Genomic DNA, 24,167 nt, shown 5'->3' with positions numbered 1-24,167 from the left:
TTCTCAATCTCGAAGGGGGGAAAACTGCGCCGCGTCGGATAGCGAGTGCAGTAAAGTGATGTCTTGCGGTGATCCAATCCAGACTGCCAGCGCACTGAAGTTATCCTGTTGTCCATTATCTAACTGGCCATTTTTGATAATTTGCTGCATCAGCGTCATCCACTCTTCTGGCGTATTCACCATGTGCAGCGACTGTTGCATTTGGTTCTGTGTCACGCCATTCCAGAAACCATCGGTGCACAGCAAGAAAGCATCGCCGTCTTCAATCCCCACCACATCGCTATAGCTGGCATCGCGCAGCTCATCACCCATGCCGAGTGCGAAATAGAGCAGATTGTTGTTAATGCCTTCAGTCTGATGCCCAGCATCTTTCATCTGCTGTACCAGGCTGTGGTCGGTGGTGACGTGATAGAGATAGCCGCGTCGGAACAGATACAGCCGGCTATCTCCGGCGTGAGCCCAGTAGGCGAGCTCAAAGTCGCGGTCAATAAACAGGCTCACCATCGTAGTGCCCATGCGGCTGTGTTCGCTGCTGACCTTCTGCTGCTGACGAATCGAGTGGTTGGCATGATTGACGTAGTCGCGAATCGACTGCGCATTAAGGTGCGTATTGCCGTCGAACGCATCCATCAGGCTACTGCGAGCGATATCTGCCGCAACATCACCACCAGGAAATCCGGCTACGCCATCGCACACCACGAAGCAGGCTGAGCGTTCACCGATGGCGTCACCAGTTTGATCCTGATTGCTGGTGCGGTCGCCCTGATTCGACATGGAAGCAATTGTGATCTTCATGTGGCATCCGTGTGGGTTTGTGAGTCTTTGTACTGATTAACTTCCAGGTCATAGGCATGCAGGAACGCTTCACCAAACAGGGTGTGAAAATCGTCTTCGATCTCGCCAGCCGTCTCACCGTAGCGCTCCACAAAATGTTCCCACAGCGCCGCTTTACGACTACCGGGTAAACCCAGACGTGAGACCGCTCCCGCCTGACGCGCCTCTTCTTCTAACTGATCCGGATTAAAGGATTGCAACATTGAGGCGATGATGGCGCGGATCCCGGCAATCATCCCCAACTGGTGTGCTTGTAGATCGATCAGCGCATCACGTACTGCCTGACGCGGCGGCATAAAACCCGGCATGCGACTGCCGAACATCTGTATCAACACGGTCTTGCCGGAAGGCAGCAGCTTAAATGGGTTGTTGGCGTCATCAAGAATCATCGTCATATCTGCTTTTACGCCGCGTTTGAGAATTGAACGCGACGACAGCAGTGCCACCGTACCCTGCGAGAACATGCTGAGCATCTGGCCAAACTGCAGCATCTGCTCACGGTCGAACTGTGGTGTCGACTGCAGATCGCGCAGACCCATTCCTTCCAGCAGTGCATCCAGCAGATCTCCTTTCAGCAGATCGCCGCTGCTTTGACTGACTGCGCTGCCCTCTGTAGATGTATCGGCCTGGGTGCTGGAGGTGACCGGGTCGATACGCAAACGCCCTTTCGGCGTTGGCGATAGCGTGCGCGGTACCGCCTGCGGTGTCGGCAGCGTGATACCACCATAATCCATTTGTGGATTGACGGTTTCATGCTGCTCCGGCTCGGGTTCACGGCTCGACAACGATTCGCTGGTAGCCTGCATATCGGTGTTATCAAATAGCGGTGAGCTACAGAGATCTGCCAGTTCAACTGGAACGCTTCCAGAATGCGCTTCGGCGATGGGTTCCGGCTGTTCAGGCTTAGCAACCAGAGTCTCAGGTTGTGTCAGCGGCACCGCGTTGTCCATCATCAAACCGAGCGGATCGTCGTGACTACGCGCATCTGTAGAACTCTGGTTACCAAACAGGCTGAGCGGTTCGATCTCGGTTGATCTGTTTTCCATCTGCGGCTGTGCTGCCGCATTTTGCTGCGCTGATAGCGTGCTCGGCGTACGATCGTCAAAGATGCTTTCCCGAGCAAAAAGCGCATCACCTTCATCAAATAGGCTGGTGTTTTGCGATGGTTGCCCGATATTCAGCGGCGCATCGCTGAGTAACTGTGCTAAAGGATCTTCCGGGTTGCGTTCAACACCTGCGGGCGCTGTCAACGGGTTTGCCATCGGCTGTTCAGGCACCGTGTTCTTATGCGTCGACAAATCATCAGAGATCGAAAATTCTTTGGTGAGACTATCCCAGATTTCACTGGGGATCGCCGCAGTGTTGCTGGCTTTTTCCGTCAATGGTTCATCGGCGATGATAGTGGGGTTAACCACAGGCGATGGCGCGACCGGTGCAGCCTGCAACTGCGGCGCGTTATTGAAATCATTAACTAACAGTTGGTAATCACCGATGCGCAGCACATCGCCATCCTGCAATTCAACCTGACTGCCACGCTCCAACGGGATGTCGTTGAGCTGTACGCGCGTCACATTGCCACGGTTGGTCAGACGGCATTCGCCATTCGCCGTGATGTGCACAATCGCTTGCAGGCGAGAGATGGTTCGGTCGTCATCGGGTAATACCAAATTGTTATCAACCCCTCGACCAATGGTGCCACCGGGAGGAAGGAAGTCACAACAGATTTGCGGCGGCTGATGACCGGGTTTAGTCGTTATTATCGTAAAGCGCATAACGGGTTCCTGCGGTTAGCGGTTTGGCATCTATAACTCACATCTCTCGGGGAAAGATGCCGGGTATAGCGTACTGCCGAACGTTTAAGCATTGAGATACACGAGGTGTCCCTGTGTTTCCCTAACAGCTTCATTAAGTGGCTAGTATTAGGTTATAGGGATATTTGATTTCTGTACGCTGCGGTAAATACTATTCCGTTGAGCACGAAATAGGTCACCATGAATGACAACTCTACAAAGGTTGACTGGGGTTTAATCGTTGATTCAGAAATTTATTACAATACCAAAAAGTTAATTAACTGGATAAAGATACGTTAAGCTTAAATAAACTCAAGCCCTTTAACCCTTAATACAGAAGCGATAGGCTTATATTCTAATGAGCTTTTTAAATATAAACATTTCATAAGGATGAATACATATAGCCAGAATAAAAAAGAGCGCCTATAGAAATAAAAAACCATCACTATAATTCATAGTAATCTTTCCAGCAGGCTATTCTTTTGATGAAATTAACTTATAAAAACCTTCAACTCATTCCTTAGCTGACTTGTACTATTTATTCAACTTAAGCTCAGTTTCGTTTCTATCTTTTTCAGCGCCAAAATAAATATCTTGATCATTGTCACCTTGTCCGCAGCCCATCGTTACGTAAGCAGACTGTAACGAAAAAAACTTATTACCAACACCGAGGTAAATAAAAATTTCGTCATAAGCTTATTTAATAAGGCAACTGTTTCAGAATATCAGTGCGCTCTTTATCGATGCGAACAACACAGAGGTTGGTGGCAACCTCATGAGCATTGCTACCCTCCTCAGCGGCAAAAGCTTCCAACTTACACTGACCATCACGGTACTTAAGCCAGTTGCGCTGGGTATCAACCAACGTTGCAACATAGTCATCAGCTAGTTTTTTCTGCGTACCGTACATTTGTACAATACGTTTTTTAGCAGTCAGGTATTCTTTATTGAGTTCATCTTCCACGAACTTTTTCTGCTGAACAGTGCACTGATAAAGCGCGCCATCTGAAGGCTGTTTAGCACAAATATCCTCCGCAAGTGCCGAAGCGCTGGCGCAGAAAGAGAACGTCACCAAAACCAATCCATGTACGAACTTCATACTCACTCCTGTTATCGATTTTTACGAAGGTAATTTGCACGACGCCTGCCAGCTTCACCTTCTCTCATAGCTGGCGTATTTTCAATATAATGAATTAGTGTATCAAAGTCGTTGGTCATACCCGCCATCATTGGACGGGGACCTTTAGTCCAGCCCTGATAGACAAAGTCCACCATAATGTCTCTGATAGCAGGGTGAAGATGTTCCCAGCCAACTTTGCCAGGCTGCCCGTCAGTGTAATTATTGTAATTTGTCTGCGCACGTTGCACATAGGTCGGATAAATTGCCTCAAACAAGTTAATTTGCTGCTGATGACTGATTGTCCCAATACTGTTTTGATTATTAAGAACAAACCGTCGAGCCAGATCCCCTTTTAAGCCAGCTCCTCTGGCGATCATTGTTGCCTGGTTCACAGGCACTCCAGCGGCCTGAAGTTGACTAGAGACACTGGCCTCAGAACGCGATCCCAGATCGTAACCCCGACCAATAGTGACACCTGATTCCATTTTTTCCGGCCAGTGAATATGGCGACTGAAATAGCGGCTAGAGGAAGAATCATCCCCTTCTGCATCAAAGGTTACCTGCCCTGCACACACCACAAGCGGCCCGGATAAAGGGTTATTTACTGGCGGAACCGCTGGCCGTACCGAAGCATTTCCTGACACACTTCCGCGCATCAAACTACTCCACGTTTTACCATGGATATCGATAACACCATCTGGGCGAGACATAAAACGAGATTGGTAACGCTTAATCGCTTCAATAGTTTTAGGTCCCATGCGACCATCATCTCGAAGCTGGGGAAATCCATTACGCTGTAACAGCTGCTGTACTGTTTTCACATCGCTGTAATGATTACGGCCACCTACACCAACCGAACCAGAAATACTCATTTATCGTCTCCGCATAATGATGTTGATTCAGAGAGTCCTTGTAAACCGATTGGAAAATTAGCATAAAACGCTATTACGGCTTCCCTGAACAGGAAAGATACGCCTCCTCTCTGGAGGCGTATCGTTTATTACGCTTCTTTATTCTCTTTGATATTCCACCCTGCACTGCTTTCAGCGCCTTTACTACCGGATGAAGTTTGTTCCCAGTACTGTTGCTTCACTTTTGATGCCTGGAAAGCATAAGTAATACCAACAGTGTCACCACCGTCTGAGCCAGTGTAGTTAACGGAAGTAACGAGTACATCTTCTAAAGTGAGGCGTGCATATTCCACTTGTTGACCACCCGCTTTACAAACTGAAAGTTCAACTTTGGAAAGGTGCTTACCACTTGCGCAATATTTAAGAATTGCGGTTGTTGATTTGTCGATTAAGGCATTAACGCTCAGGTCGACAAAATTAACTTTACCAGCACCTCCACCACCACCTACAGACATATTGCCCGGTTGGTTAGCGCCCCAGAAAAAGGAGTCGATATCAGTCCAACCGGTGTGGTTAGAGTCTTTAGACTCACCAGTTACACCATCAACTTTTAAAAACATATCAATAGCCATAATTATCTTCTCTTGCTTGGTTTATATTCTGCTTTGATAAAGCATCGTTATGGCAAACAGGAAAGCATGGGGCTGAATAAAACAGTCCATATTTTACCTCTGCCTCGTTTTCTGAATATCGCTACATGTATTATTCAGAGGGATTTTTATTACCCCGAGTGGTGGGTTAATAAAAAATAGTGAATAACTTTACTCATCGGCGTAATAAATCACGTCAATTAAGAACATTGGCTTTATTTTTAATAAATTAAAAAACGTTATGGCTCACTGTGCCAATGAGTCCTATGAACCGCCCTTACTCTAAGCTATCCATTTTCATTCGATTTCAGCGATGGTAGTTTCGATACCAGGCGCAGTGAAACTGTCAGTCCTTCTAGCTGATAATGTGGACGCAGGAAGAATTTCGCTGCGTAATAACCTGGATTGTCTTCCTGCTCCTCTACCGTTACCTCGGCAGCAGCCAATGGTTTACGCGATTTAGTTTCCTGCGAGGAGTTGGCTGGGTCGCCATCAACATAGTTCATCACCCAATCATTCAACCAACGTTCCATGTCATCGCGCTCGCGGAAAGAACCGATCTTGTCGCGTACAATGCATTTCAGGTAATGCGCGAAGCGGCAGCAAGCGAACAAATAAGGCAGACGGGCAGCCAAACGGGCGTTGGCTGTGGCATCAGCATCGTGATACTCGGTCGGCTTCTGCAACGACTGTGCGCCGATAAAGGCGGCGAAATCAGAGTTTTTACGATGCACCAGCGGCATAAAACCGTTTTTCGCCAGCTCGGCTTCACGTCTGTCGCTGATGGCGATTTCGGTCGGGCATTTCATATCCACACCGCCATCATCACTCGGGAAAGTGTGGCACGGCAGATTTTCGACTGCACCACCGGATTCCACGCCGCGAATCGCGGTACACCAGCCGTATTCTTTAAACGAGCGGTTGATGTTGGCTGCCATCGCGTAAGCCGCATTGCTCCATGTGTAGTTGCTGTGGTTAGAACCGTCGGTCTGCTCTTCAAAATCAAAGTGATCAACCGGATTGGTGCGAATACCATACGGCAGACGAGCGAGGAAACGCGGCATCATCATACCGAGATAACGGGCATCTTCCGATTCACGCAGGCTGCGCCATGCGGCATATTCGGTATTTTGGAAGATTTTGGTCAGATCGCGTGGGTTAGCCAGTTCCTGCCAGGATTCCATCTGCATTACACCCGGTGCAGTGCCGGTAATGAACGGACAGTGTGCGGCCGCACCGATACGGGCCATTTCACCCAACAGTTCGACATCCTGTGGACTGTGGTCAAAGTAGTAATCCCCCACCAGACAACCAAACGGTTCACCACCGAATTGGCCATACTCCTGCTCGTAGATTTTTTTGAACAGCGGACTCTGATCCCATCCCGCCCCTTTGAAGCGTTTCAGGCTACGCCCCAACTCCTTTTTGGAGATGCTCATGAAACGAATTTTCAGCATCTCGTCAGTTTCGGTGTTGCTCACTAGATAATTCAGGCCACGCCACGCACTTTCCAGCGTCTGAAAATCATCGTGGTGAATGATCTGATTCACCTGCTGAGACAGTTTTTCATCGATCTCAGCGATCAGCGCCTGGATGGTGCGGTACGCATCACTTGATACGGTAATCGTGTTTTCCAGCGCTTGCTGCGCCAGGGTTTTCACCGCACGCTCTACCGCTTCACGTGCCTGATCGCTCTTCGGGCGGAACTCTTTGTTCAACAGTGCGCTGAATTCGTCCTGGCTAAAATGGGTTGCGCCCTGCGGTTGCTGCGGTTGTGAAGTCTGGGTCATTAGCGCTCTTCCTTACCTTCAGCAGTATCGTCCTGCTTCGGCAGATGCGTCAGCGCCTGCAGTAGCGTGGGATCTTGCAGAATCTTACCAACCAGCTCTTCCGCACCGTTTTTACCGTCCATATAGGTCAACAAGTTCGCCAACTGAGTACGCGCGTCCAATAGCTTGCTCAGCGGCTCAACGTTGCGCGCGATGGCGTCTGGCGAGAAGTCGTCCATACTTTCGAAAGTCAGGTCGATGTTCAGTTTACCTTCGCCGTTCAGGGTGTTATCCACCTGAAAGGTGGCGCGTGGCTTCAGCGCTTTCATGCGTTCATCAAAGTTATCGATGTCGATTTCGAGGAATTTTCGCTCATCAACGGCGGCCTGTGGCTCCAGTGGTTTCCCCACCAGATCCGCCAATACCCCCATGATGAACGGCAGCTGAATTTTGCGTTCCGCGCCATAAATTTCCACGTCATATTCGATCTGAACGCGAGGCGCGCGATTGCGGGCAACGAACTTTTGCCCACTGGATTTCGTTGGTGCCATGGGTTTCTCCATTAATGATGCGCGGATAAAGTCTCGCAGGAGGCGCGCTGGTCTCGCTGCGGTGAGTTGTTACGCTCGCTAGTCGCGGCGTCCAAAAATATTTTCCATCTGATGTACACCATCTGGCGCGAGATCGCGGATGATGTCCATAAAGTCGAGTTCGATCAGACGCTGTACACGGTCAATCATCAGCGGGGCCGGATGACTGGGCTCATGTAGCGTGAAATAGTGCTTCACTTTCTCTAGCATCAGCTGCGCATCGGCACGTGAAGTGAGCGGAGAACTGCGCCAGTCGGCGGCAGTATGCATAGGAGCAAGCGCACCCCGTGCGGACGTTTCGACGGCGTGCTCAGTGGCAACCTTGGGCCGTAAGGCGTTGAGGTCGGTGGCCTGACAACGTTCGGCGATTATCGCAATCTGTTTACGCAGTTGCGCCAGTTCCGGTACCGCCGACTCCCCCAACCGTTCGGCAAGGGTTTCACTGATCGTTTGTAAATGCCCCGCTATTTGCAGAACCGCTTCTGTACCCGGTTGTTCGCCGCGCGCCAGTTCATCAGTCAGGCGAGCTAAACCTCCGGGATACTCGGAAACGTTCGTTTTGCTACCGTCACATAGCGCCACGGCATCGCGCAGCGTGATACCGTCCAAGGCATAGCGCAGCAGCCAGGACTGGCGTACCGCGCTACTCAACGCCGATTTATCCCCCAGTAGCGCGACAGCATTGATGCGATAAAACGGATCTTCTTCACTAAATTCTTTCAGGCGCGGCCACAGTGGTTCCCAGTACAGCAGCAGTGCCTGCTCAATCAGTTTCAGACCTTGAGCGTAACCCGGCAGGCCTTTCAATTCAGTCCATGCATGAGTCAGCGCTAACATCACGCGCAAGTCTTTACTGCGGCTCAGTAAGTCAATCGCCAGCTTTTCAACTTTATTCCAGTCCGCTGGTTCTGCCGGGATAATGGTGTTACCGAACTGCTGCTCAGCTTTGCCCGTGCCAGCCTGCTCCATCGCCTGAAAATCTGCGTGATACTCTAGGTTGTCGCCGCAGGGATTGTCACTGCTGACCGGTGCCAGCAAGGCATCAACTATATTCATCGTCATGCGCGTTGGTCTCAGGATTCAAACATGGGTGGATAAAGTCCGTTTCGTCCGGGTTTTGCTCCACCGGCTGGGTCGAACAGCAGCGAAAACAGCTGTGCAGTGAAATTGCCGCTGTGCATCTGGGTATAAAGTGGGAAACCGTCGCTCTGATTGGTCCACCAGAAACTGGTGTAGAACTGCGGGTCAAAACTGTCACCCGGCCGTTGCCAGTTCAGCGTTGATAAGCCGTTACTCGTCTCAACCATGTCGAGGATGCCCGATGGTTCGCCATGCCCCTGCGGTTGCGGAATGCTAAGTAGCGCCTGATCCAGTTGTTCTGGCGTTCCGCCGCTCCGCACCACGCGCAGTAGCATATTACCAACCTGCTGATACCACTCACCGGAACATGCCAGCAGCGCTGGCGACCACTCTGCTGGCGTGAAATGGCGCAGTACGCACAACGGATAGTTACGCCCGACGCTGTCGCGCGCGGCGATTAAGCACCCCATTTGAATCAACTGGCTACCGAGCATTGGCGGTACTACAAAATTCCACACTGGCGCGTTGAGAAAGGCGCGCGACGGTGCATTATTTCTCTCTTCACTGGTTTTCCAGTGATGCAGTCCGACCTGAAACCAGTTGGACCACTGCCGATAGAGCGCATCGGGGAAACGTCGCTTAACAAAGTCACCCGAGCTGGGCAATTTTCCGTACCAGCCGGGGGCAGCGTAATGAGTCATGATCAGCTCCTGTTTCAGGGGCAGCCAAAGCTGGGAAGCTGGAACGGGTTGCGAATACTACCAGGCGTGAACGACAGCGTGACCTGATGGCCATCGACATCAAAACTGGCTTCGCGGGTTAAACCACCGACTGAGGTCAGCCGGGCGCGATCGAAGAAGCGATTGAGTGCCCACGGGCCGCTGGTGACCAGTGTCGAGGTTGTGCCATTAGTCAGGCCAAGCTGCATTCGCACCTGGCTGGTGCCGCCAGGGCCTGGCCAACTCACCATCTGCACCGCCTGCGGGCCGTGGCTGTAACGCAGAATCTGACCGTCAACATCCAGCGTCAGGTTGAGGATCTCGTTGTCCATCTTCACCGTACGTAGCGTGATGCGAAACGATGACGTGGTGGCACCGTTGGCAAAGAAAGCGTCACGAATCGACTGCGCCTGCTGGAACGGACGCAGCAACGCTTCCCCTCCCGGCAACGTTTTACCGTCAATACCCGGCGTAAAGCGCCACGCGGCGTGAGTGGTATCCACTTTGCTGGACAGATTGTCACGGAAGAAGCTGTCCATCAGGCCGCTGCCGGGCGCGAACATGCGCGCCAAATCGTCAGGCGTCACTTCACTGCGAGCGCTGCGGACCAGCGGATAACGACCGGCGATCGCCTGGCGACAAAAGCTGCCAACTTCCATAGTGATGCGCTTGCGCACATTATCCATGTCACGGCGCTGTGCATCACTGCTGGCACCGACCGCCATACTAGAGATCATATTCTCCAGTGAGCGCGGCAGGCGACCCGCACTGGCCTGCAGGCGGCTAATGGCATCGTTCGACGGTGGTGGCATGCCGCTGTTGGCCGCATCCTGTACCGCCGTGAGATAGCGATAGAGATCGTCAATCTGATGCAGGAAATCGTCCACCGCCAGCACGTTGCCTCCCGGCTGCAACGGCTGCGCCAACTCAATAATCGAGGCGAAATGCACAGCAACAGCCTGCTCCGGCGACGGCTGTGTCGCGCCCTGTCCCTGTGCTGCGTTAGCGTCCGACGAGTTGAACAGCGCCTCCAGCGTTCGCGTCGCGTTGTTGCCAGATGACGGTTGTACCAGTGCCTCTTTTTCATCCGCCTGAACGCGCGTCAGCGTCAGCAGTTTGCCCAGGTTGATCACCAATTGGCGTAACGGTGAATGGTTGCCGGACAGCAAACGCGCGGTGTTGATGCGCTGCGATAAATCAGCACTGCTGTTGAGCTGGATATCACCAAGGAACTGTTCCCACTGGCGAATGTAATCCTGTACATACCGTTGGCGTACAGCAAGATCGGTTTGCTGACTGTTTTCTTGCGGCACGATGCCGTTCAGTACCCAGACATCATCCTGGTACAGTGCCTGCGTCACTGGTGCAATTTGTTTATCAACATGCTGCCAGTAACCATCCGGCGTAAACAGGCCTGATAGACCATCATTAAACGACTGACCACTTTTACGCGAGAACACCAGTTCACTCTGTGGGCCGCCCAGCGCCGAGAGCGTCACCGATTGCAGGCTACCATCACGTTGCAGCAGACGTTTCAGACGTCCATAGACTCGCTGTGACAGCGGCATTTGATTAATCAGTACCTGCTCACGCTTTACCAGTGCATCATCCTTCGCGTATGGCGAAGACTGGATGTGCGTCTCCAGCAGTTGTTGCAGATGCCACGCCAGTTGTTTAACTTCCTGCTGAGTGACGTTCTGCGGCAGCTCACGTGAGATATTGAGCATCAACCATGCTTGCAGGAATTTACCGTCGTAGTGCTTCGGTTGATACAGCATCTGATACGCCTTCAACGCTTCGTAGCTATAATCAGCATCGCTGCCATTATCGTTGCGCAGCCAACGTGTAATGTTTTGCGCCACCTGCGGCAACAGAAGCTGTTTTAACGCTTTGTTATACAGCGCCTGAGTGGCATCACTAACTTCAGTCCCCCGATATAGCCCCATACGGCGCGTCTGCGGCGGTGCTTCCAGTGAAAAATCAGCGCTTTTAGGCAACTGCAACAGAGCGTTAAGATACGGCACCAGGGCGAATAAGTCGCCGTCACCTTCACGCTGTAGTTGCTGTCCGAGTTTCTCAACCTGCGGCGTTTTACCCGCTATTTCCTGCAGATAAGATTTATTTTTACTGTAGCTGGTAACCCACAGCCCACCGGCAATCAGTACCAACCCGAGCAATGCCAGATAGCCAGACCACAAACCGGCACGATTGCGCAACTCCCACCAACGGTTGCTGCCCGCAAGTCCTGATTCCTGAAAGATGACGTTTTCCAATACACCTTTGAGGAAGAAGCTTTGTCCTTTGTTTGATGGAATTGGCGCGTTTTTATCCACCTGATCCCAGTTATTGGACTCACCGTCACGCTGGTTCGGCAGATGCAGAGCACGACTCAACTCCCCCATCACGCGGTCAAACGGCAGACCTTCCTGTGTACCGCTGGCAAAATAGATACCGCGTGGCGCGAACTGGGTTTCGAAATCTGAACGCGCGAACAATGTATCAAGCGCATCCGCCAGCAGCGGGCGCAATGCGGCGAACTCCTGCGGGAACAGATAGACCTCTGCGCGCGCCTGTGCATCACTCTCTGCTAACAACGTATCAGCCAAACCTGCATCAAGACGCTGTTGTAACAGTGAATATTCCTTCTGAAACTGGATGTTGAGCTCGAAATCAGTGGTAGAAGCCTGTGCCCACGGGAAGGTGAAACCCCAGATCTGCTCACGCTGCGCTTTATCCAGAGAGCCGAAGTAACTGCGGAAACCTTTGAGTAGATCGGTTTTAGTCACCAGCACGTACACCGGGAAGCGGATGCCGAGGCGATCGTGCAGTTCCATCAGGCGCTGACGCAGTGCGATAGCCTGATTGCGCATCGCTTCTGGTGATTGCGTCAGCAGGTCTGACACACTCAGTGTGACGATTACGCCATTAATCGGCTGGCGACCGCGATACTTACGCAGCAGGTCGAGGAAGTGATGCCACTCGCTAGCATCGCGTTCCTGCTGACTATCCTGAGTGGCGTAACGTCCGGCAGTATCCAGCAGCACCGCTTCGTTGGTGAACCACCAATCGCAGTTGCGCGTACCACCAATACCACGCAGCGCTGCTTTACCGAATTTATCCGCTAGCGGAAATTGCAGACCCGAGTTGACCAGCGCCGTGGTTTTACCCGCACCCGGTGCCCCGATGATCATGCACCACGGCAGTTGATAGAGATATTGATGGCTGAAGCGCTGCGCCCAGAACGGAGCACCTTTGCTGCTGTTGCGCTGGAAGTGCGCCTTTTTCAGGATACCCGTCGCTTCAGAAAAGCGGCTCGCCAGCACCTGCTCTTCGCTGGTCAGGCGCTCTGGTGCAGCGGTTTTGCTGGTTTCCAGACTCGACATCAGCTTGCGATTAAGCCAGGAATTGTACAGGCGCGGAATCACCTGACTCAGTCCCCACACCAGATAGAGCAACGCGATACTGATGATGCGATTGTGCTCTGGCGCAAGCGGGCGTGAATCGGCAATAGAGAACACAGGGCCAATCACCCAGATGATAAAGGCGAGCGCGGTAATACCGATAAAACCCCAAGTGAGGCGGCTGGTCAGCACAGCAAGAAGTATATTCAGCATGGATTACTGCCCTCTCGCCAAGCCGTTGAGTTCCGCTTGCGTTGCGTCCGGCGCGACCAGCAGCGTAATCTCCACGCGGCGGTTGCGAGCGCGATTCTCTGCGCTGGTATTCGGAGCTAGCGGATGGCTTTCGCCGCGCCCTTCTGCTTTTACGCGTGACGGCTGCGTCAACTGCTGTTGCAGTAGGGTTTGTACCGACTGCGCTCGCGCCAGCGAGAGTTCATAGTTGGAGGCGAAACGGGCGCTGCGAATGGGCACGTTATCGCTGTAGCCAATCACCAGAACCTTGCCACGAACGTTGTTCATCGCTTCCGCGATACGCTGAATCACGACATCGTAGCGTCCACGTACGTCGATTGATGCCGAAGCAAATAGCCCATCGCCTTTTAGCGTGACTACACTTTGGTTAGCTTCATCGCGCACCGCGACCAACCCCGCATCAATCTCCGGTTTCAGAAAGGCTTTGAGGTTGAGCGTGGCAGGTGGTGGTGGCGCGGGATTGCGGATTTTCACCTCCGGCAGCGTCGTCTGGTAGATACGGGCCAGCACCGGAGAGGTGTAATCACCAAGACGCCAGTTGAGGCCAATGTAGAACAAACAGGCAGCAAAACCGGCAACGGCTGCGCAGGCCCACAGTGGGATCATTGGACGCCACCGTTTACGCAGTACCGGCTGATCGGTCGGATGTGGAGAGAGCGCAACAAAGTAGCTGCCGCGCACACTTTTGATCATCTGTAGCAGGCGCTGCTTGATGGTTTCCAACTGTGAACGGCCGTTATCCAACACCCGGTAACGCCCTTCAAAGCCCAGCAGCAGGCAGAAGTAAATCAGCTCCAGTAGCAGAATGTGCTGTCGCGGACTCTGTGACAACCTCGCCAACAGTTGGAAGAACTTCTCGCCCCCCCAGGTTTCGTTGTGAAACGTCACCAGCAGACTGTTACTGTTCCACACTCCGCGACTCCCCCACGGCGTCAGCGCAGCGGCTTCATCCAGCGCGGTGCACAGACAGTAACGGGCACCGACAATCACTTCATAGCTCAGACCAGACTGCTGGCAGTTCAGCTCGAAGCGACGGATTTGGTCGATCAGTTGCTGGCGTAGGCGCACCGGATCGTCATGGGAGATGGAATGGCGAATCTGAGGAATCGCGTTAATCAGCGGATTGGCAGCCGCCACCAGCATATTCTGATGGCTGACATCCTGCTGCGTGACGTCACGGCTCGGTTTTTGTTGTTCCTGCATCATGCGGCGTGCTCAGCGTTGGTTATTCTGATGAACTACGAATGGCCCAGAACTCCATGTTCAGGCCCGGAAAATCACCGGCTAGATGAAGCGCAAATGCACCGGAGCGCTCCATCTCTTTCCACAGCTCGCTGTTCTTATCCAGCTCAAAGTAACTGTAACCGGCATGCCATGGAATTTGCGGCGGTGCACCCGGCATGGCTTTCAACGCCAGACCGGGCAGTTGCAACTGAACCAGATCGCGGATTTTAGTAACAGGCGCGACTTTCATCTGCGCCGGGAAGTGGGTTTTCAGGGCTTCAGCGGGCACACTGGCTTTTACTGCCAGCACAAAGCCAAATTCGTGCACCATGCTACTTTCCGGCACCGTGGCAACGTTGAGGCCGTGTGAGCGCTGGGTGAGTGGAAGCTGAATTGCACTTTCTTCCATCACCTGAGACAGCCCCTGGCGCAGCAGCAACGTTAAGCGGGTAAAACTGCCGTGCAGGTCGTCGTGATTATAAAATGGCAGAGGATCAGGTGTGCGTGTTGGCATCCAGGTACAGAGCTCTGCAGCCAGCTGCAACCAATGGCTATAGAGTGTTTCGGGATGCAACAACGGAAGATGCTGCAAATGCGCATGCAGTCCAAGCTGGCGATTCAACATTGCCAATAGCATAAAATCAACTATGTCTGCACTGTTGAAGCGACTGGTACCTTGCGCACGCTGGCTAAGTTGCTGGCTGCGTTGCTGCATCAGGCCATACAGATCGTTAAGCATGCTTTGCAATGGTCGACTACCGCTGAGCGCGAGCATCGGCGGGACATAAGCGGTATCGAGCCATAGGTGGTTATCGCTGCGCTTCTCAATCACCTGCGCGACCCCCATTGCCGTCCATTCTGCGGTAAGATCCTGCTCCAGCATCAGGCGCAAACGCAGCTTACCGAACTGTACCGTTGCCGCACCGATCGCCTGCTCGTTGTCATCTTCCACTTGAGCTTCCCAGGCGAGATAGCGCGCCAGAGAATTCTGTGTTTCCTGAAACACCACGGCTTCCCGGCCATTGCGGCGGGCTGGAATCGCGAGCACCACTTTAGAACGATCAACATTAGCAGGCAGTTCAAGCGGTGCAGGTCCATGTTGCGGCTGGCTGAAGGAAAAAAACGTGCCATCCGGCAAGCATCCTCTGGCGGCACTTAACGCTAGTTTTCCCTGGCGCAGCAGCGCTTCATCAAACGCCAGATCGAAGAACCCCCAGGTATAAGCGCGCTGCGACTGGCCCCAATCACGCAGCGTACTGTGAAGATAATTTTCCGACTGCTGGAAATGGTGAGGACGCAGGAACATTCCTTCGGTCCAAACCACCTTTTCGGTTCTGTTCATAGACATCCTTTTTACAGCTTAACCACGCGAAGGCCGTTGATGTCCGCCATCATGTGGGCGTTCAACTCGCCGTCGTTACTTTTCCAGAATGCCCACAGCGCACTGTTCTCACCATCCGGGAACGGCAGAGCCAGTCGCCAGATTTTGCCATCCAGCGCCTGATATTCCGCCATGATGCCGATGTAGCGCGCTTCTGGCAGACTTTTGGCGTTGAGCGTTTTGTTCAGGTGGCCTGACATCAGGAAAAACTGTTGGTTGTTGAGCAACGTGCTGCCCAATGCATTAGCGGGCTGATTCTGCAGGGAGTAGAAGTCGGCGGACATGAATTCCGCGTCTGTAGTCAATAACATCACCCGGACCTTGAGCGGTGCACCGTCGTTAATCTGCGGATGTGCCAGGAAATGCAGGTTGTAACGTGCCACCGGTGTGGAACTACCGCTGCTACACGCCGTCGATAGCAATGCTAGTAACGGTAACAACCAGCGACGCAGTTGCATCATTGTCATCATTCAGCCCACCCTACTCAGCACGATTAATTGATGACCCAAGTGCCGCTGGTGGTGTTTTGGCAAGCCTTACTGTCGCCATCGACTGAAACGCAGGTCTTTTTCTTGCCGCCTGTGCGGCGTTTTGGCTGATCCGCTTCGATCGTCTGTTCATACAGCTCACTCTTCACCACAGCACGGAATGGCACGTAACCAATCAGTTGAGTCGAAGGCTGTTCAACGGCTTTTTTGTCATCTGTTTTCGCCGTGTCGGCCGGTGGTCCGACTACAACTGGCATCTGCTCACCCAGCGCCAACCAGTTGTTCTCCACTTGACCAATTACCGTGTAGGTTTCGCCACTTTTCAGGGTATCCACCGTGTTGCTGCCGAAATCCGAGCGCGTCATGACCGAGGCGGGATAGAGCGCGCGATAGGCTTCATTGATCGGGCTGAATTGCACCGGTGCTTTAACCGCATATCGGTGGCTCAGTGTGACACCATCAACGGTGCTGTTGACGATAGTGTCGTCAGTCATTTTGGGCGGCGCTTCACAGCCCGCGACAACAAAAACAAACAGCAGACTTAATGCCATACGGTGGTTCGCCATTTTCTTCATGTATCGTTCCATTAATGCCTAAAAAGTGGCCAAAAGCCGGTTATGAACAAGGCAAGTCACAGAATTTGGATCTGTCTGACCGAGACTCGCATTAGTTGATAAATTAACCATTACATAAAAATAACTAATTAGTTACATATGAATATAAATAGTAAGCAGTTCAAATTAGGTATTCAAAATGCAACATGAATGACGGGGGTATTTGTCGGAAGGATTCTCAATACGCCACAAAACCGTATACAACCGATCAATTTACGATCAACTAAGTGTGTGTATTTGTAAATTAAAACGTTTTTATTATGCCTAATTTAGTTCAAAAACCATCAACTCAGGTGAATTAAACTAATAATTTTCTATTTTCAGAAGAACAACAATCTTCGATAGAAGATGGCTAATATTAAAAAATAAATATAAAAAACAATATATTAAAAGAAATAAAAACATCACAGCTACCGCACGAACCCGGTGATCAGGTCCGAAAGATAAAAATAGCAATCAATTTTCTAATGTATTTACGAAATCTTACATAATGTTGAAGAAATATCAACTCGTCGCCAGCGGAGGAAATATCCTCAGTAAATGTTCTTAAAGGTTTTTAATAAACATCTGCATCATCATTGCGCACATTCCTAGGACTACTCTGAATAAATCATTAAAAAAATGAAATAATTCACTTTGTATATGAAGTATTCTCATGATCGTCATTAGAAATTTTCATGAAAAAATTTACGGCTTGTTTTTTGCGCGATAATCAGAGCGAAGTGGCAAACATGGATTGAATAGAGACACATGCAACGCCCCCCTAGAGAATCCATAAACCAACTCGTTCAGCCAGACGATGACAAGAAGCAACCCGACGTGACTCAGCAAGCCGGGAATGAACTAGCGTGTCAGCAACGCAGACAGGATTGTCTTAAAGGAATGGAGCGAGGATGGATGAAGTGAGCCGTATTGGTTTTTTGTGCGCACGGCAGGAAGAACGTTGAAAGGCAGCTTTTTCATCACAGCATGCGAATGCTGGTGTTAACTGCCGAAAGCGAAAAGTTTCTTGAGCACTACTGCCGCATCGCAAGTGAGATCCAGTCTATGTACCCTAAGCCCCAAGTCTTCATTGATTGCCTGAGTGGGAAAACATTTGGGGGATAGGGGTAGCGCATCAATGATAGCGGTAGGACAAACGTAACTCCCACTACCACCACTGACTAAACCTCTGCTGCGAGTTATCGATCTGGACGCGTTCACCAATACGGGGCGTCATTAATCGCCAGTCTTGATTTTCGCTAGCCTGAGAAATACGCACCAGTGGATCATTCCAGCGGTGGTGCGCCAGCTTAAATTTGCTGTTGTGACTCGGTAAGACCGCTTTAGCCTGTAAGTCACTGGCCGCCTGCGCGCTCTCTTCCGGCGTCATGTGAACGTAGGGCCAGTCACTGTCATATTGGCCACATTCCAGTATCGCGATATCAAACCCACCCAAACGTTCGGCGATCTCTTTATAGTGCGTCCCATAGCCGCTGTCTCCACCAAGATACAGGCGATACTGCGCCGTTATCAGCGCGAATGATCCCCATAGCGTTTGGTTATGCTTGAGGAGCCGACCGGAAAAGTGCTGCGTAGGAAGCACGTGAATTTCTACCCCATTCTCTTTCAGGCTGCTGAACCAGTCACCTTCCGTAATGTCTTTCCGGGGGAAACCCCATTTTACAAAATAGGAGCCCACTCCAGTCGGCGTAACAATCTGGCGGATTTTTCCACGTAGCGCGTTCAGCGTAGGGTAATCCAGATGATCCCAGTGATCGTGAGTAATGAGCAGATAGTCGATTTCTGGAACGTCTTCCGGTGAATACACATTGCTACCTTTGAAGGCAATATTGGTACGCGGTACCGGAGAGGCGTTATTGCTAAATACCGGATCCAGCAGGAAGGTTTTTCCTTCCAATTGAATAAAATAGCTGGAATGTCCCATCCATATGATGACGTTATCCGTTTTACTTAACTGATGCAGATTGGTCTTTTCCGAAGGCAGACGAGTATCGGGTAGCGCCCCCACATCCTTACCGAAAAGAAAGCGATACAGAAGTGCGATGCGATTTTTACTCCCCACCGTCGGGCGAGCAACCGGGTTATGAAACGCCCCATCGCGGAAGAGTGGATTTTTCGGTTGAGGTTTTACCTCTGGTGAAACGTATTGCGGCTGTTTTAACCAGCCGTAAACCGCTACTGCAATCACAGCCAAAACGAGTAATAAAAGCATAGAGTTTATCCGGTGTCGTTTCGTGATGAATCTTGTTTTGTAATGAATACTGTTTTGTAGTGATGATTTTAGGCATCGACTCTCTGGCTTCGGCAGTTATGCACGAACGTGGAGAATCTGGCAAGGGAGAACCCGGGGATTTTTGGTGCAAAAAAAGCGAAGGTACTCACCTTCGCTCAAGGTTTGCAGGGAAAGCATCGTTGTCTTTAACCGATGACGCTAATCCTGCTACATCATCCACATGCTATTTTTTAAGCGCCAGCAGCGTTTTTCCCATTCCAATAACGAATTCGTTCTGTTGTCCAATGACTTTATTTAGCCCTGCTTCATCCTGAATATTATCGACCGTATTGATCGCCTGAACTTCCAGTACACGCCCTTTAATCAGCGTCGAGCATAGAGAATGCAGAACCTTATTGTTCAGAATCGTTTGTAAGCAACGAAAAGGCGTCGCATCGTCAATATTTCCCGCACGCTGATCGGGTTTGATGCGCTGACGTAGCATCTCTTTTTCCGTGCTGGCGATCACCGCATCCAGATCGCTGGGCGTCGAAGCGATGGGAATCGTACCCTTGCTGTTTGGCGGTAGCATATACAGTGAAACCAACGCCTTATTGCCTGTCATAGGGTCAACATATTCGGTCTGAACCATGTGATTTGCCGCATCGAGCACTTTTTCTCGCTGAATCATGCCCAACAGTTGTGCAGGTAATGCTGAAGTGAGATCCTGCGTGGTGTAGCCGACAAACAAATCTGGATCCTTTGTCTCGGCAAATCCATGCAGCGGCAGTACCAATAACAGACCCGCAATCCCTTTCTTTATCACACTGATTTTCATTATATTCCTCTACTTTTCATTGTGTGCATCATCCCGTCATACTCAGCACGTTTATGTCGATAGACTTCGACTTTTATCGCCTTTACCACCGCGGTCAAACACGGCACGTATTCTACAACTGCTGGAAAGAATAGCATTTTTTATACAAAAACTTGTTGTCGGAAGATTCCTTCGCTAGAATCGCGCCGTTTACTCACCCCCAATGTGTCATTTGGAGCCCTAAAGTGCCCTGTACGTCAGCCTCCCACTAACCCGCCGACGACTGCTTAAGCAGCCTCGATTCGGCGCAGTCTGCGCCAGCGTTGGCTGCGGTACTGGTTCCCTTCCGTTTCTCGCCATCGCGCGGAACGGAAAATGAATCTCCCGCTTCCTCCCCCGCGACTCTGACCTCTGGAATGCCAGTGGACAGCCTATTGACTCGCGCCCGAACACGTTCGTCGGCCCTCTTTTTTACCGTAGATGGGCCTGGCTGCGCCAATAACGCAGCAGGCGAAAAACATGTATTTACATTCAATACCGTTAGTAAAGTATCCGCGTACGCCTCATTTGGAAGGCTCGCGCTTACAGCCCGGCGATGATGCGTCGGACCAAATTGCGCTGAAAGCGCTGGCAGGCCGCTACGTCGTGATCGAAGAAAAGATCGACGGCGCGAACAGCGGTGTATCGTTTAATGAAACGGCAGAACTTTTGCTCCAATCACGCGGCCACTATCTGGCTGGCGGCTCACGGGAACGACAGTTCAACCAGTTCAAACTGTGGGCCACTGCGCACGAAATACGTTTTCTTGAACTGCTGGAAGACCGTTTCGTGATGTACGGCGAATGGGCCTACAGCAAGCATTCCGTGTTTTATGACCGTTTGCCGCACTATTTTCACGAATTTGATCTTTACGATCGTCGTGACGGCATTTTTTTATCGACGGCACGTAGACACGCCATGCTGGCCGGTTCGCCCGTGTTATCCGTTCCGGTGCTGTACGCTGGAGAGATGCCAACGAATCCTGCATTGCTGTGGAAGCTGGTATACCGTTCGCTGGCGAAGAGCCAGAACTGGAAAACCGCGTTTGAATCCACCGTTCAGCGTGAAGGTTTGCCGCTCGCGCTATGCTGGCAACAAACCGATAAATCGGATCGCTCGGAAGGCCTTTATCTAAAGGTTGAAGATGATGAACAGGTACTAGCGCGCTACAAGCTGGTACGCCATGACTTCATTCAGACCATTTTGGACAGCGGCTCGCACCATTCCCGACGTCCTATTTTGCCGAACCAACTGGCTGAAGGCGTTGATCTGTATGCACCTTGTCCAACAGTATCCTGGGAAACGCTGGGGCTGAGTACGCTGCATTCTTTGGATGCACTCGCCGCTGCCATGCCTGAGAAGTAAGGAAGATGACTATTATGGATTGGAATACCATCAGGGGATTAGTCCCCACCTCTGGCGCACAGCCAGATTTTGCAGATTGTCTGGACGCATTCCCGGTGCTTAAACGCGCCAAAGAAACGCCACAGGAGCCGCGCTACCACGGTGAAGGTGATGTATGGACGCACACCATCATGGTGATCGAGTCGCTATTACAGTTGCCCGATTACCAGACAGCTACGCGCGAACAGCAGGAAATTTTATTTTTTGCCGCACTGCTACATGATGTCGCGAAATATCGAACGACGGTGGTTGACCCGGTGACGGGTCAAATTGGTCAACCGGGGCATTCGCGCAAAGGCGCAATCGACGCTCGGATACTGCTGTGGGATGCAGGCGTACCGTTTGCGATTCGGGAAGCGATTTGTCGATTAATTGCGGTGCATCAGGTGCCGTTTTACTGCCTTGAAGACGAACGTCGCCGGGTGTCGCCGCTCTTTACGATTCGCGAACTGTCCTGGCAGTTGAGTATTCCGCTGTTGTCCACGCTGGCGGAAGCCGATATGCGTGGGCGCATCTGCCAGGATCAAGCACGCGTACTCGACAGCATAGAGCTGTTCCGTGAGCTGGCGCGAGAAGAAAGCTGTTACGGCCAACCGAGAGCCTTTGTCGATGCCCACACCCGCTTGAGCTATTTTCGCGGTGCCGATGTCCATCCTGACTATCCGTTGTTTCAGGAACCGGGATCGAAAGTCACCGTGATGTGTGGTTTGCCAGCTTCGGGAAAAGACACCTGGGTACGGACACATCGGCGTGACTTACCCGTGGTTTCTTTTGACGATGCGCGGGCAGAGCTTGGGCTGAAACACGGCGAAAATGAAGGAAAAGCGGTGCATTGGGCAACCGATAAAGCGCGTTCACTGCTACGAACCCATGAACCTTTTGTGTGGAACGCCACGCATCTGAGCCAGCAAATGCGCACCCGCACGTTGGATCGGTGCTATGCCTACGGCGCAGACGTAGAGATCGTTTATCTGGAGCGTTCGCGTCAGGAACTGCTGCGACGCAACGGTAAACGGGACACCACGCTAAGCAATAAAACGCTGCAAGGGATGCTGACAAAATGGGAACTTCCCTCTCCGACAGAAGCGCATGTTGTTAGCTATGAAAGCTAACGTAGCCGTAGCGCAGTCCAGCGAGGCAGCGCGGTAAACGGGATCTCATATTCCGTGATGCCGTTTCTTTCTCCACCAACATACTGTTTTTCATAGATCAACTTATCGTCCTCGAAGCGTACGGGGACGATAAATTCCCCGCAGCCTGAGAAATCAGTCCTTTTCTAGATTCCCACACGTTATGACGCAAACCAAGGCTCTATCGGGTCTGGATAACCAAACCATGTCGCCAGACCTTCCGCCATTTCTTTGTCCGTCAGCAGGGCGGCCTCCAGGCGGGTTCGCAACATGTGTTCATCCATATCGATACCGATAAACACAAGTTCTTGACGCGCATCACCCACGCCATCCACCCATAGGGAACGAATGTAATCAAGCGATTCACTATCTGTCGGCCACTTTTCTTTTGGCACGCTGACCCACCATGAACCAGCCAGCCCCTGACGCGCAACACCACCTGCCTGAGACCACGATCCAGCATACTCTGGGCGGCTTGCCAACCAAAAATAGCCTTTGGATCTGACAACCCCGGTGAGTGAATTTGCCATGACCTGCGAGAAGCGAGCGGGATGAAACGGTCGACGAGCGCGGAAAACAAAACTGGCGATGCCATACTCCTCAGTTTCAGGTGTATGCTCGCCGCGTAGCTCTTTCAACCATCCGGGGGACTGCGCCGCTTTGTCGAAATCAAATAATCCCGTGTTGAGCACCTCATTCAGCGGCACAACACCAAATTGTGCATGAAGTATTTTCGCGCCCGGATTCAGTGAACGGATAATCGCAACCAGCTTCTGCTGTTTCGCCGCATCAATAAGGTCCGTTTTGTTGAGAATAATCACATTACAGAACTCGATCTGATCGATCAGCAGATCCACCACGCTGCGCTCGTCCCCCTCTCCTAACGATTCTCCACGTGAATGGATGCTGTCCACCGAAGCGTAATCTTTTAAGAAATTATATCCGTCGACAACAGTTACCATCGTATCCAGCCGCGCCACTTCAGAAAGGCTTTCCCCATCGTCACCCGCAAACGTGAATGTCTCCGCCACTGGAAGCGGTTCCGCAATACCCGTTGATTCAATGACCAACTGATCAAAACGCCCCTCTTTCGCCAGCCGATTAACCTCAATCAGCAGATCTTCACGCAACGTGCAACAGATACAACCGTTACTCATTTCCACCAGCTTTTCGTCCGTCCGTGAAAGCTTAGCGCCGCCTTCCCTCACCAGTGCAGCATCAATATTCACTTCTGACATGTCGTTGACGATCACAGCGACGCGGCGGCCAGCGCGATTGTTCAGAATATGGTTAAGTAACGTGGTCTTCCCCGCGCCGAGAAAGCCGGATAATACGGTCACAGGTAACCTTGCATCTCCTTTCTGTCGAACTACTACGTCAGCCATATTTCACACTCTCTGATAATTTAAGGTCATTTGCAGTTTTACTTTTCTGCTTCGGGATGATTCGTCACCCTGAATATTTCTCTTTTAAACACTCGCGTGATTATCTCCCCACCCAGTAATTGGTATGTTATAACATAACAATTAAAATATGAGAATCATTACGGGTTTGGTTTTGTATAATAATATTAAGAAACTTACACTAGCCCTTGGGGGACTCTTCGTAACGTGTTAGGAAAGTGAGAGAAACTGGCACGCTCGCGGCGGTTCTCAGGCGCTTCCAGAACAGGAAATGTGCGATAGGCTAGAGACACCCGCCGTTATTGCGTTAAGCCGGTAGGCTCAGCCAGAACGGGAAAAGTGTGGACTCATTCGCGCTTATAAGGGGCAGTTGACATCGCCACTACTCATCGGAAC

The 24,167-nt window shown here is 51.5% G+C and carries 19 protein-coding genes; 2 read left to right on the top strand and 17 right to left on the bottom strand.

What is annotated here, in order from left to right; genetic code table 11:
* Nucleotides 1-3: 3 nt before the first annotated feature.
* The 16 genes from CLR69_RS04560 to CLR69_RS04485 form a co-directional block, all read right to left on the bottom strand.
* A complete protein-coding gene (locus CLR69_RS04560) occupies nucleotides 4-795 on the bottom strand; it encodes a PP2C family protein-serine/threonine phosphatase (protein ID WP_129711194.1) in 792 nt (263 codons plus the stop codon).
* Nucleotides 792-2,606 (bottom strand): type VI secretion system-associated FHA domain protein TagH, encoded by a 1,815-nt coding sequence (gene tagH, locus CLR69_RS04555; RefSeq protein ID WP_129711193.1) that lies wholly within the window; start codon nucleotides 2,604-2,606, stop codon nucleotides 792-794. Before tagH ends, CLR69_RS04560 begins: the two co-directional genes overlap by 4 nt.
* A gap of 718 nt (nucleotides 2,607-3,324) precedes the next feature.
* Nucleotides 3,325-3,723 carry a lysozyme inhibitor LprI family protein gene (locus tag CLR69_RS04550; RefSeq protein ID WP_129711192.1) on the bottom strand — a complete coding sequence of 133 codons (399 nt, stop codon included), beginning with the start codon at nucleotides 3,721-3,723 and terminating at the stop codon, nucleotides 3,325-3,327.
* Between the two features lie 11 nt (nucleotides 3,724-3,734).
* Nucleotides 3,735-4,616: a peptidoglycan-binding protein gene (locus CLR69_RS04545; protein ID WP_129711191.1), complete on the bottom strand. Its 882-nt coding sequence runs from the start codon at nucleotides 4,614-4,616 to the stop codon at nucleotides 3,735-3,737.
* 128 nt (nucleotides 4,617-4,744) lie between these two features.
* A complete protein-coding gene (locus CLR69_RS04540) occupies nucleotides 4,745-5,227 on the bottom strand; it encodes an Hcp family type VI secretion system effector (protein WP_129708197.1) in 483 nt (160 codons plus the stop codon).
* Nucleotides 5,228-5,532: 305 nt separating this feature from the next.
* The gene (gene tssC, locus CLR69_RS04535) at nucleotides 5,533-7,035 is read right to left on the bottom strand and encodes a type VI secretion system contractile sheath large subunit (RefSeq protein ID WP_129711190.1); all 1,503 of its coding nucleotides are present in this window, start codon (nucleotides 7,033-7,035) and stop codon (nucleotides 5,533-5,535) included.
* On the bottom strand, nucleotides 7,035-7,565 hold the full coding sequence (tssB, locus tag CLR69_RS04530) for a type VI secretion system contractile sheath small subunit (RefSeq protein ID WP_129708203.1): 531 nt from the start codon (nucleotides 7,563-7,565) through the stop codon (nucleotides 7,035-7,037). Before tssB ends, tssC begins: the two co-directional genes overlap by 1 nt.
* Before the next feature lie 78 nt (nucleotides 7,566-7,643).
* Nucleotides 7,644-8,666, bottom strand: a complete 1,023-nt coding sequence (tssA, locus tag CLR69_RS04525) for a type VI secretion system protein TssA (protein WP_129711189.1) — start codon at nucleotides 8,664-8,666, stop codon at nucleotides 7,644-7,646.
* An 11-nt stretch (nucleotides 8,667-8,677) separates the two neighbouring features.
* Nucleotides 8,678-9,385: a type VI secretion system-associated protein TagF gene (gene tagF / locus CLR69_RS04520; protein ID WP_129708209.1), complete on the bottom strand. Its 708-nt coding sequence runs from the start codon at nucleotides 9,383-9,385 to the stop codon at nucleotides 8,678-8,680.
* Nucleotides 9,386-9,399: 14 nt separating this feature from the next.
* Complete coding sequence (gene tssM, locus CLR69_RS04515; RefSeq protein ID WP_129711188.1) at nucleotides 9,400-13,017, bottom strand: type VI secretion system membrane subunit TssM; 3,618 nt, start codon at nucleotides 13,015-13,017, stop codon at nucleotides 9,400-9,402.
* 3 nt (nucleotides 13,018-13,020) lie between these two features.
* Entirely contained in the window at nucleotides 13,021-14,262 is a 1,242-nt protein-coding gene (locus CLR69_RS04510; protein WP_129711187.1) for a DotU family type VI secretion system protein, read from the bottom strand.
* A 19-nt stretch (nucleotides 14,263-14,281) separates the two neighbouring features.
* Entirely contained in the window at nucleotides 14,282-15,622 is a 1,341-nt protein-coding gene (gene tssK, locus CLR69_RS04505) for a type VI secretion system baseplate subunit TssK (RefSeq protein WP_129711186.1), read from the bottom strand.
* Between the two features lie 11 nt (nucleotides 15,623-15,633).
* Nucleotides 15,634-16,131, bottom strand: coding sequence for a type VI secretion system lipoprotein TssJ (gene tssJ / locus CLR69_RS04500; RefSeq protein WP_129711185.1), 498 nt, complete (start codon nucleotides 16,129-16,131; stop codon nucleotides 15,634-15,636).
* Nucleotides 16,132-16,154: 23 nt separating this feature from the next.
* Entirely contained in the window at nucleotides 16,155-16,736 is a 582-nt protein-coding gene (locus CLR69_RS04495; protein ID WP_129711184.1) for an SH3 domain-containing protein, read from the bottom strand.
* 1,177 nt (nucleotides 16,737-17,913) lie between these two features.
* On the bottom strand, nucleotides 17,914-18,978 hold the full coding sequence (locus CLR69_RS04490) for an MBL fold metallo-hydrolase (protein WP_129711183.1): 1,065 nt from the start codon (nucleotides 18,976-18,978) through the stop codon (nucleotides 17,914-17,916).
* A gap of 244 nt (nucleotides 18,979-19,222) precedes the next feature.
* Nucleotides 19,223-19,816: a hypothetical protein gene (locus tag CLR69_RS04485; protein ID WP_129711182.1), complete on the bottom strand. Its 594-nt coding sequence runs from the start codon at nucleotides 19,814-19,816 to the stop codon at nucleotides 19,223-19,225.
* A gap of 498 nt (nucleotides 19,817-20,314) precedes the next feature.
* On the opposite strand from CLR69_RS04485, the gene CLR69_RS04480 reads away from it, so the two are divergent.
* Complete coding sequence (locus tag CLR69_RS04480) at nucleotides 20,315-21,199, top strand: RNA ligase family protein (protein WP_129711181.1); 885 nt, start codon at nucleotides 20,315-20,317, stop codon at nucleotides 21,197-21,199.
* Between the two features lie 5 nt (nucleotides 21,200-21,204).
* A complete protein-coding gene (locus tag CLR69_RS04475; protein ID WP_129711180.1) occupies nucleotides 21,205-22,350 on the top strand; it encodes an AAA family ATPase in 1,146 nt (381 codons plus the stop codon).
* A 179-nt stretch (nucleotides 22,351-22,529) separates the two neighbouring features.
* On the opposite strand, the gene zigA is transcribed toward CLR69_RS04475, so the two are convergent.
* Nucleotides 22,530-23,753, bottom strand: a complete 1,224-nt coding sequence (gene zigA / locus CLR69_RS04470) for a zinc metallochaperone GTPase ZigA (protein WP_129711179.1) — start codon at nucleotides 23,751-23,753, stop codon at nucleotides 22,530-22,532.
* Nucleotides 23,754-24,167: the final 414 nt, after the last annotated feature.

It is taken from the genome of Pectobacterium zantedeschiae (assembly GCF_004137795.1).
Classification (GTDB): domain Bacteria; phylum Pseudomonadota; class Gammaproteobacteria; order Enterobacterales; family Enterobacteriaceae; genus Pectobacterium; species Pectobacterium zantedeschiae.
Note: the sequence above shows the minus strand (reverse complement) of the source record. Positions and strands in the feature narration are given on the sequence as shown.

Bases quoted from the DNA above. Each gene is read 5' to 3' on its own strand.
- CLR69_RS04560 (WP_129711194.1), bottom strand. From the start codon at position 795: ATGAAGATCACAATTGCTTCCATGTCGAATCAGGGCGACCGCACCAGC.
- tagH (WP_129711193.1), bottom strand. From the start codon at position 2,606: ATGCGCTTTACGATAATAACGACTAAACCCGGTCATCAGCCGCCGCAA.
- CLR69_RS04550 (WP_129711192.1), bottom strand. From the start codon at position 3,723: ATGAAGTTCGTACATGGATTGGTTTTGGTGACGTTCTCTTTCTGCGCC.
- CLR69_RS04545 (WP_129711191.1), bottom strand. From the start codon at position 4,616: ATGAGTATTTCTGGTTCGGTTGGTGTAGGTGGCCGTAATCATTACAGC.
- CLR69_RS04540 (WP_129708197.1), bottom strand. From the start codon at position 5,227: ATGGCTATTGATATGTTTTTAAAAGTTGATGGTGTAACTGGTGAGTCT.
- tssC (WP_129711190.1), bottom strand. From the start codon at position 7,035: ATGACCCAGACTTCACAACCGCAGCAACCGCAGGGCGCAACCCATTTT.
- tssB (WP_129708203.1), bottom strand. From the start codon at position 7,565: ATGGCACCAACGAAATCCAGTGGGCAAAAGTTCGTTGCCCGCAATCGC.
- tssA (WP_129711189.1), bottom strand. From the start codon at position 8,666: ATGACGATGAATATAGTTGATGCCTTGCTGGCACCGGTCAGCAGTGAC.
- tagF (WP_129708209.1), bottom strand. From the start codon at position 9,385: ATGACTCATTACGCTGCCCCCGGCTGGTACGGAAAATTGCCCAGCTCG.
- tssM (WP_129711188.1), bottom strand. From the start codon at position 13,017: ATGCTGAATATACTTCTTGCTGTGCTGACCAGCCGCCTCACTTGGGGT.
- CLR69_RS04510 (WP_129711187.1), bottom strand. From the start codon at position 14,262: ATGATGCAGGAACAACAAAAACCGAGCCGTGACGTCACGCAGCAGGAT.
- tssK (WP_129711186.1), bottom strand. From the start codon at position 15,622: ATGAACAGAACCGAAAAGGTGGTTTGGACCGAAGGAATGTTCCTGCGT.
- tssJ (WP_129711185.1), bottom strand. From the start codon at position 16,131: ATGATGACAATGATGCAACTGCGTCGCTGGTTGTTACCGTTACTAGCA.
- CLR69_RS04495 (WP_129711184.1), bottom strand. From the start codon at position 16,736: ATGGAACGATACATGAAGAAAATGGCGAACCACCGTATGGCATTAAGT.
- CLR69_RS04490 (WP_129711183.1), bottom strand. From the start codon at position 18,978: ATGCTTTTATTACTCGTTTTGGCTGTGATTGCAGTAGCGGTTTACGGC.
- CLR69_RS04485 (WP_129711182.1), bottom strand. From the start codon at position 19,816: ATGAAAATCAGTGTGATAAAGAAAGGGATTGCGGGTCTGTTATTGGTA.
- CLR69_RS04480 (WP_129711181.1), top strand. From the start codon at position 20,315: ATGTATTTACATTCAATACCGTTAGTAAAGTATCCGCGTACGCCTCAT.
- CLR69_RS04475 (WP_129711180.1), top strand. From the start codon at position 21,205: ATGACTATTATGGATTGGAATACCATCAGGGGATTAGTCCCCACCTCT.
- zigA (WP_129711179.1), bottom strand. From the start codon at position 23,753: ATGGCTGACGTAGTAGTTCGACAGAAAGGAGATGCAAGGTTACCTGTG.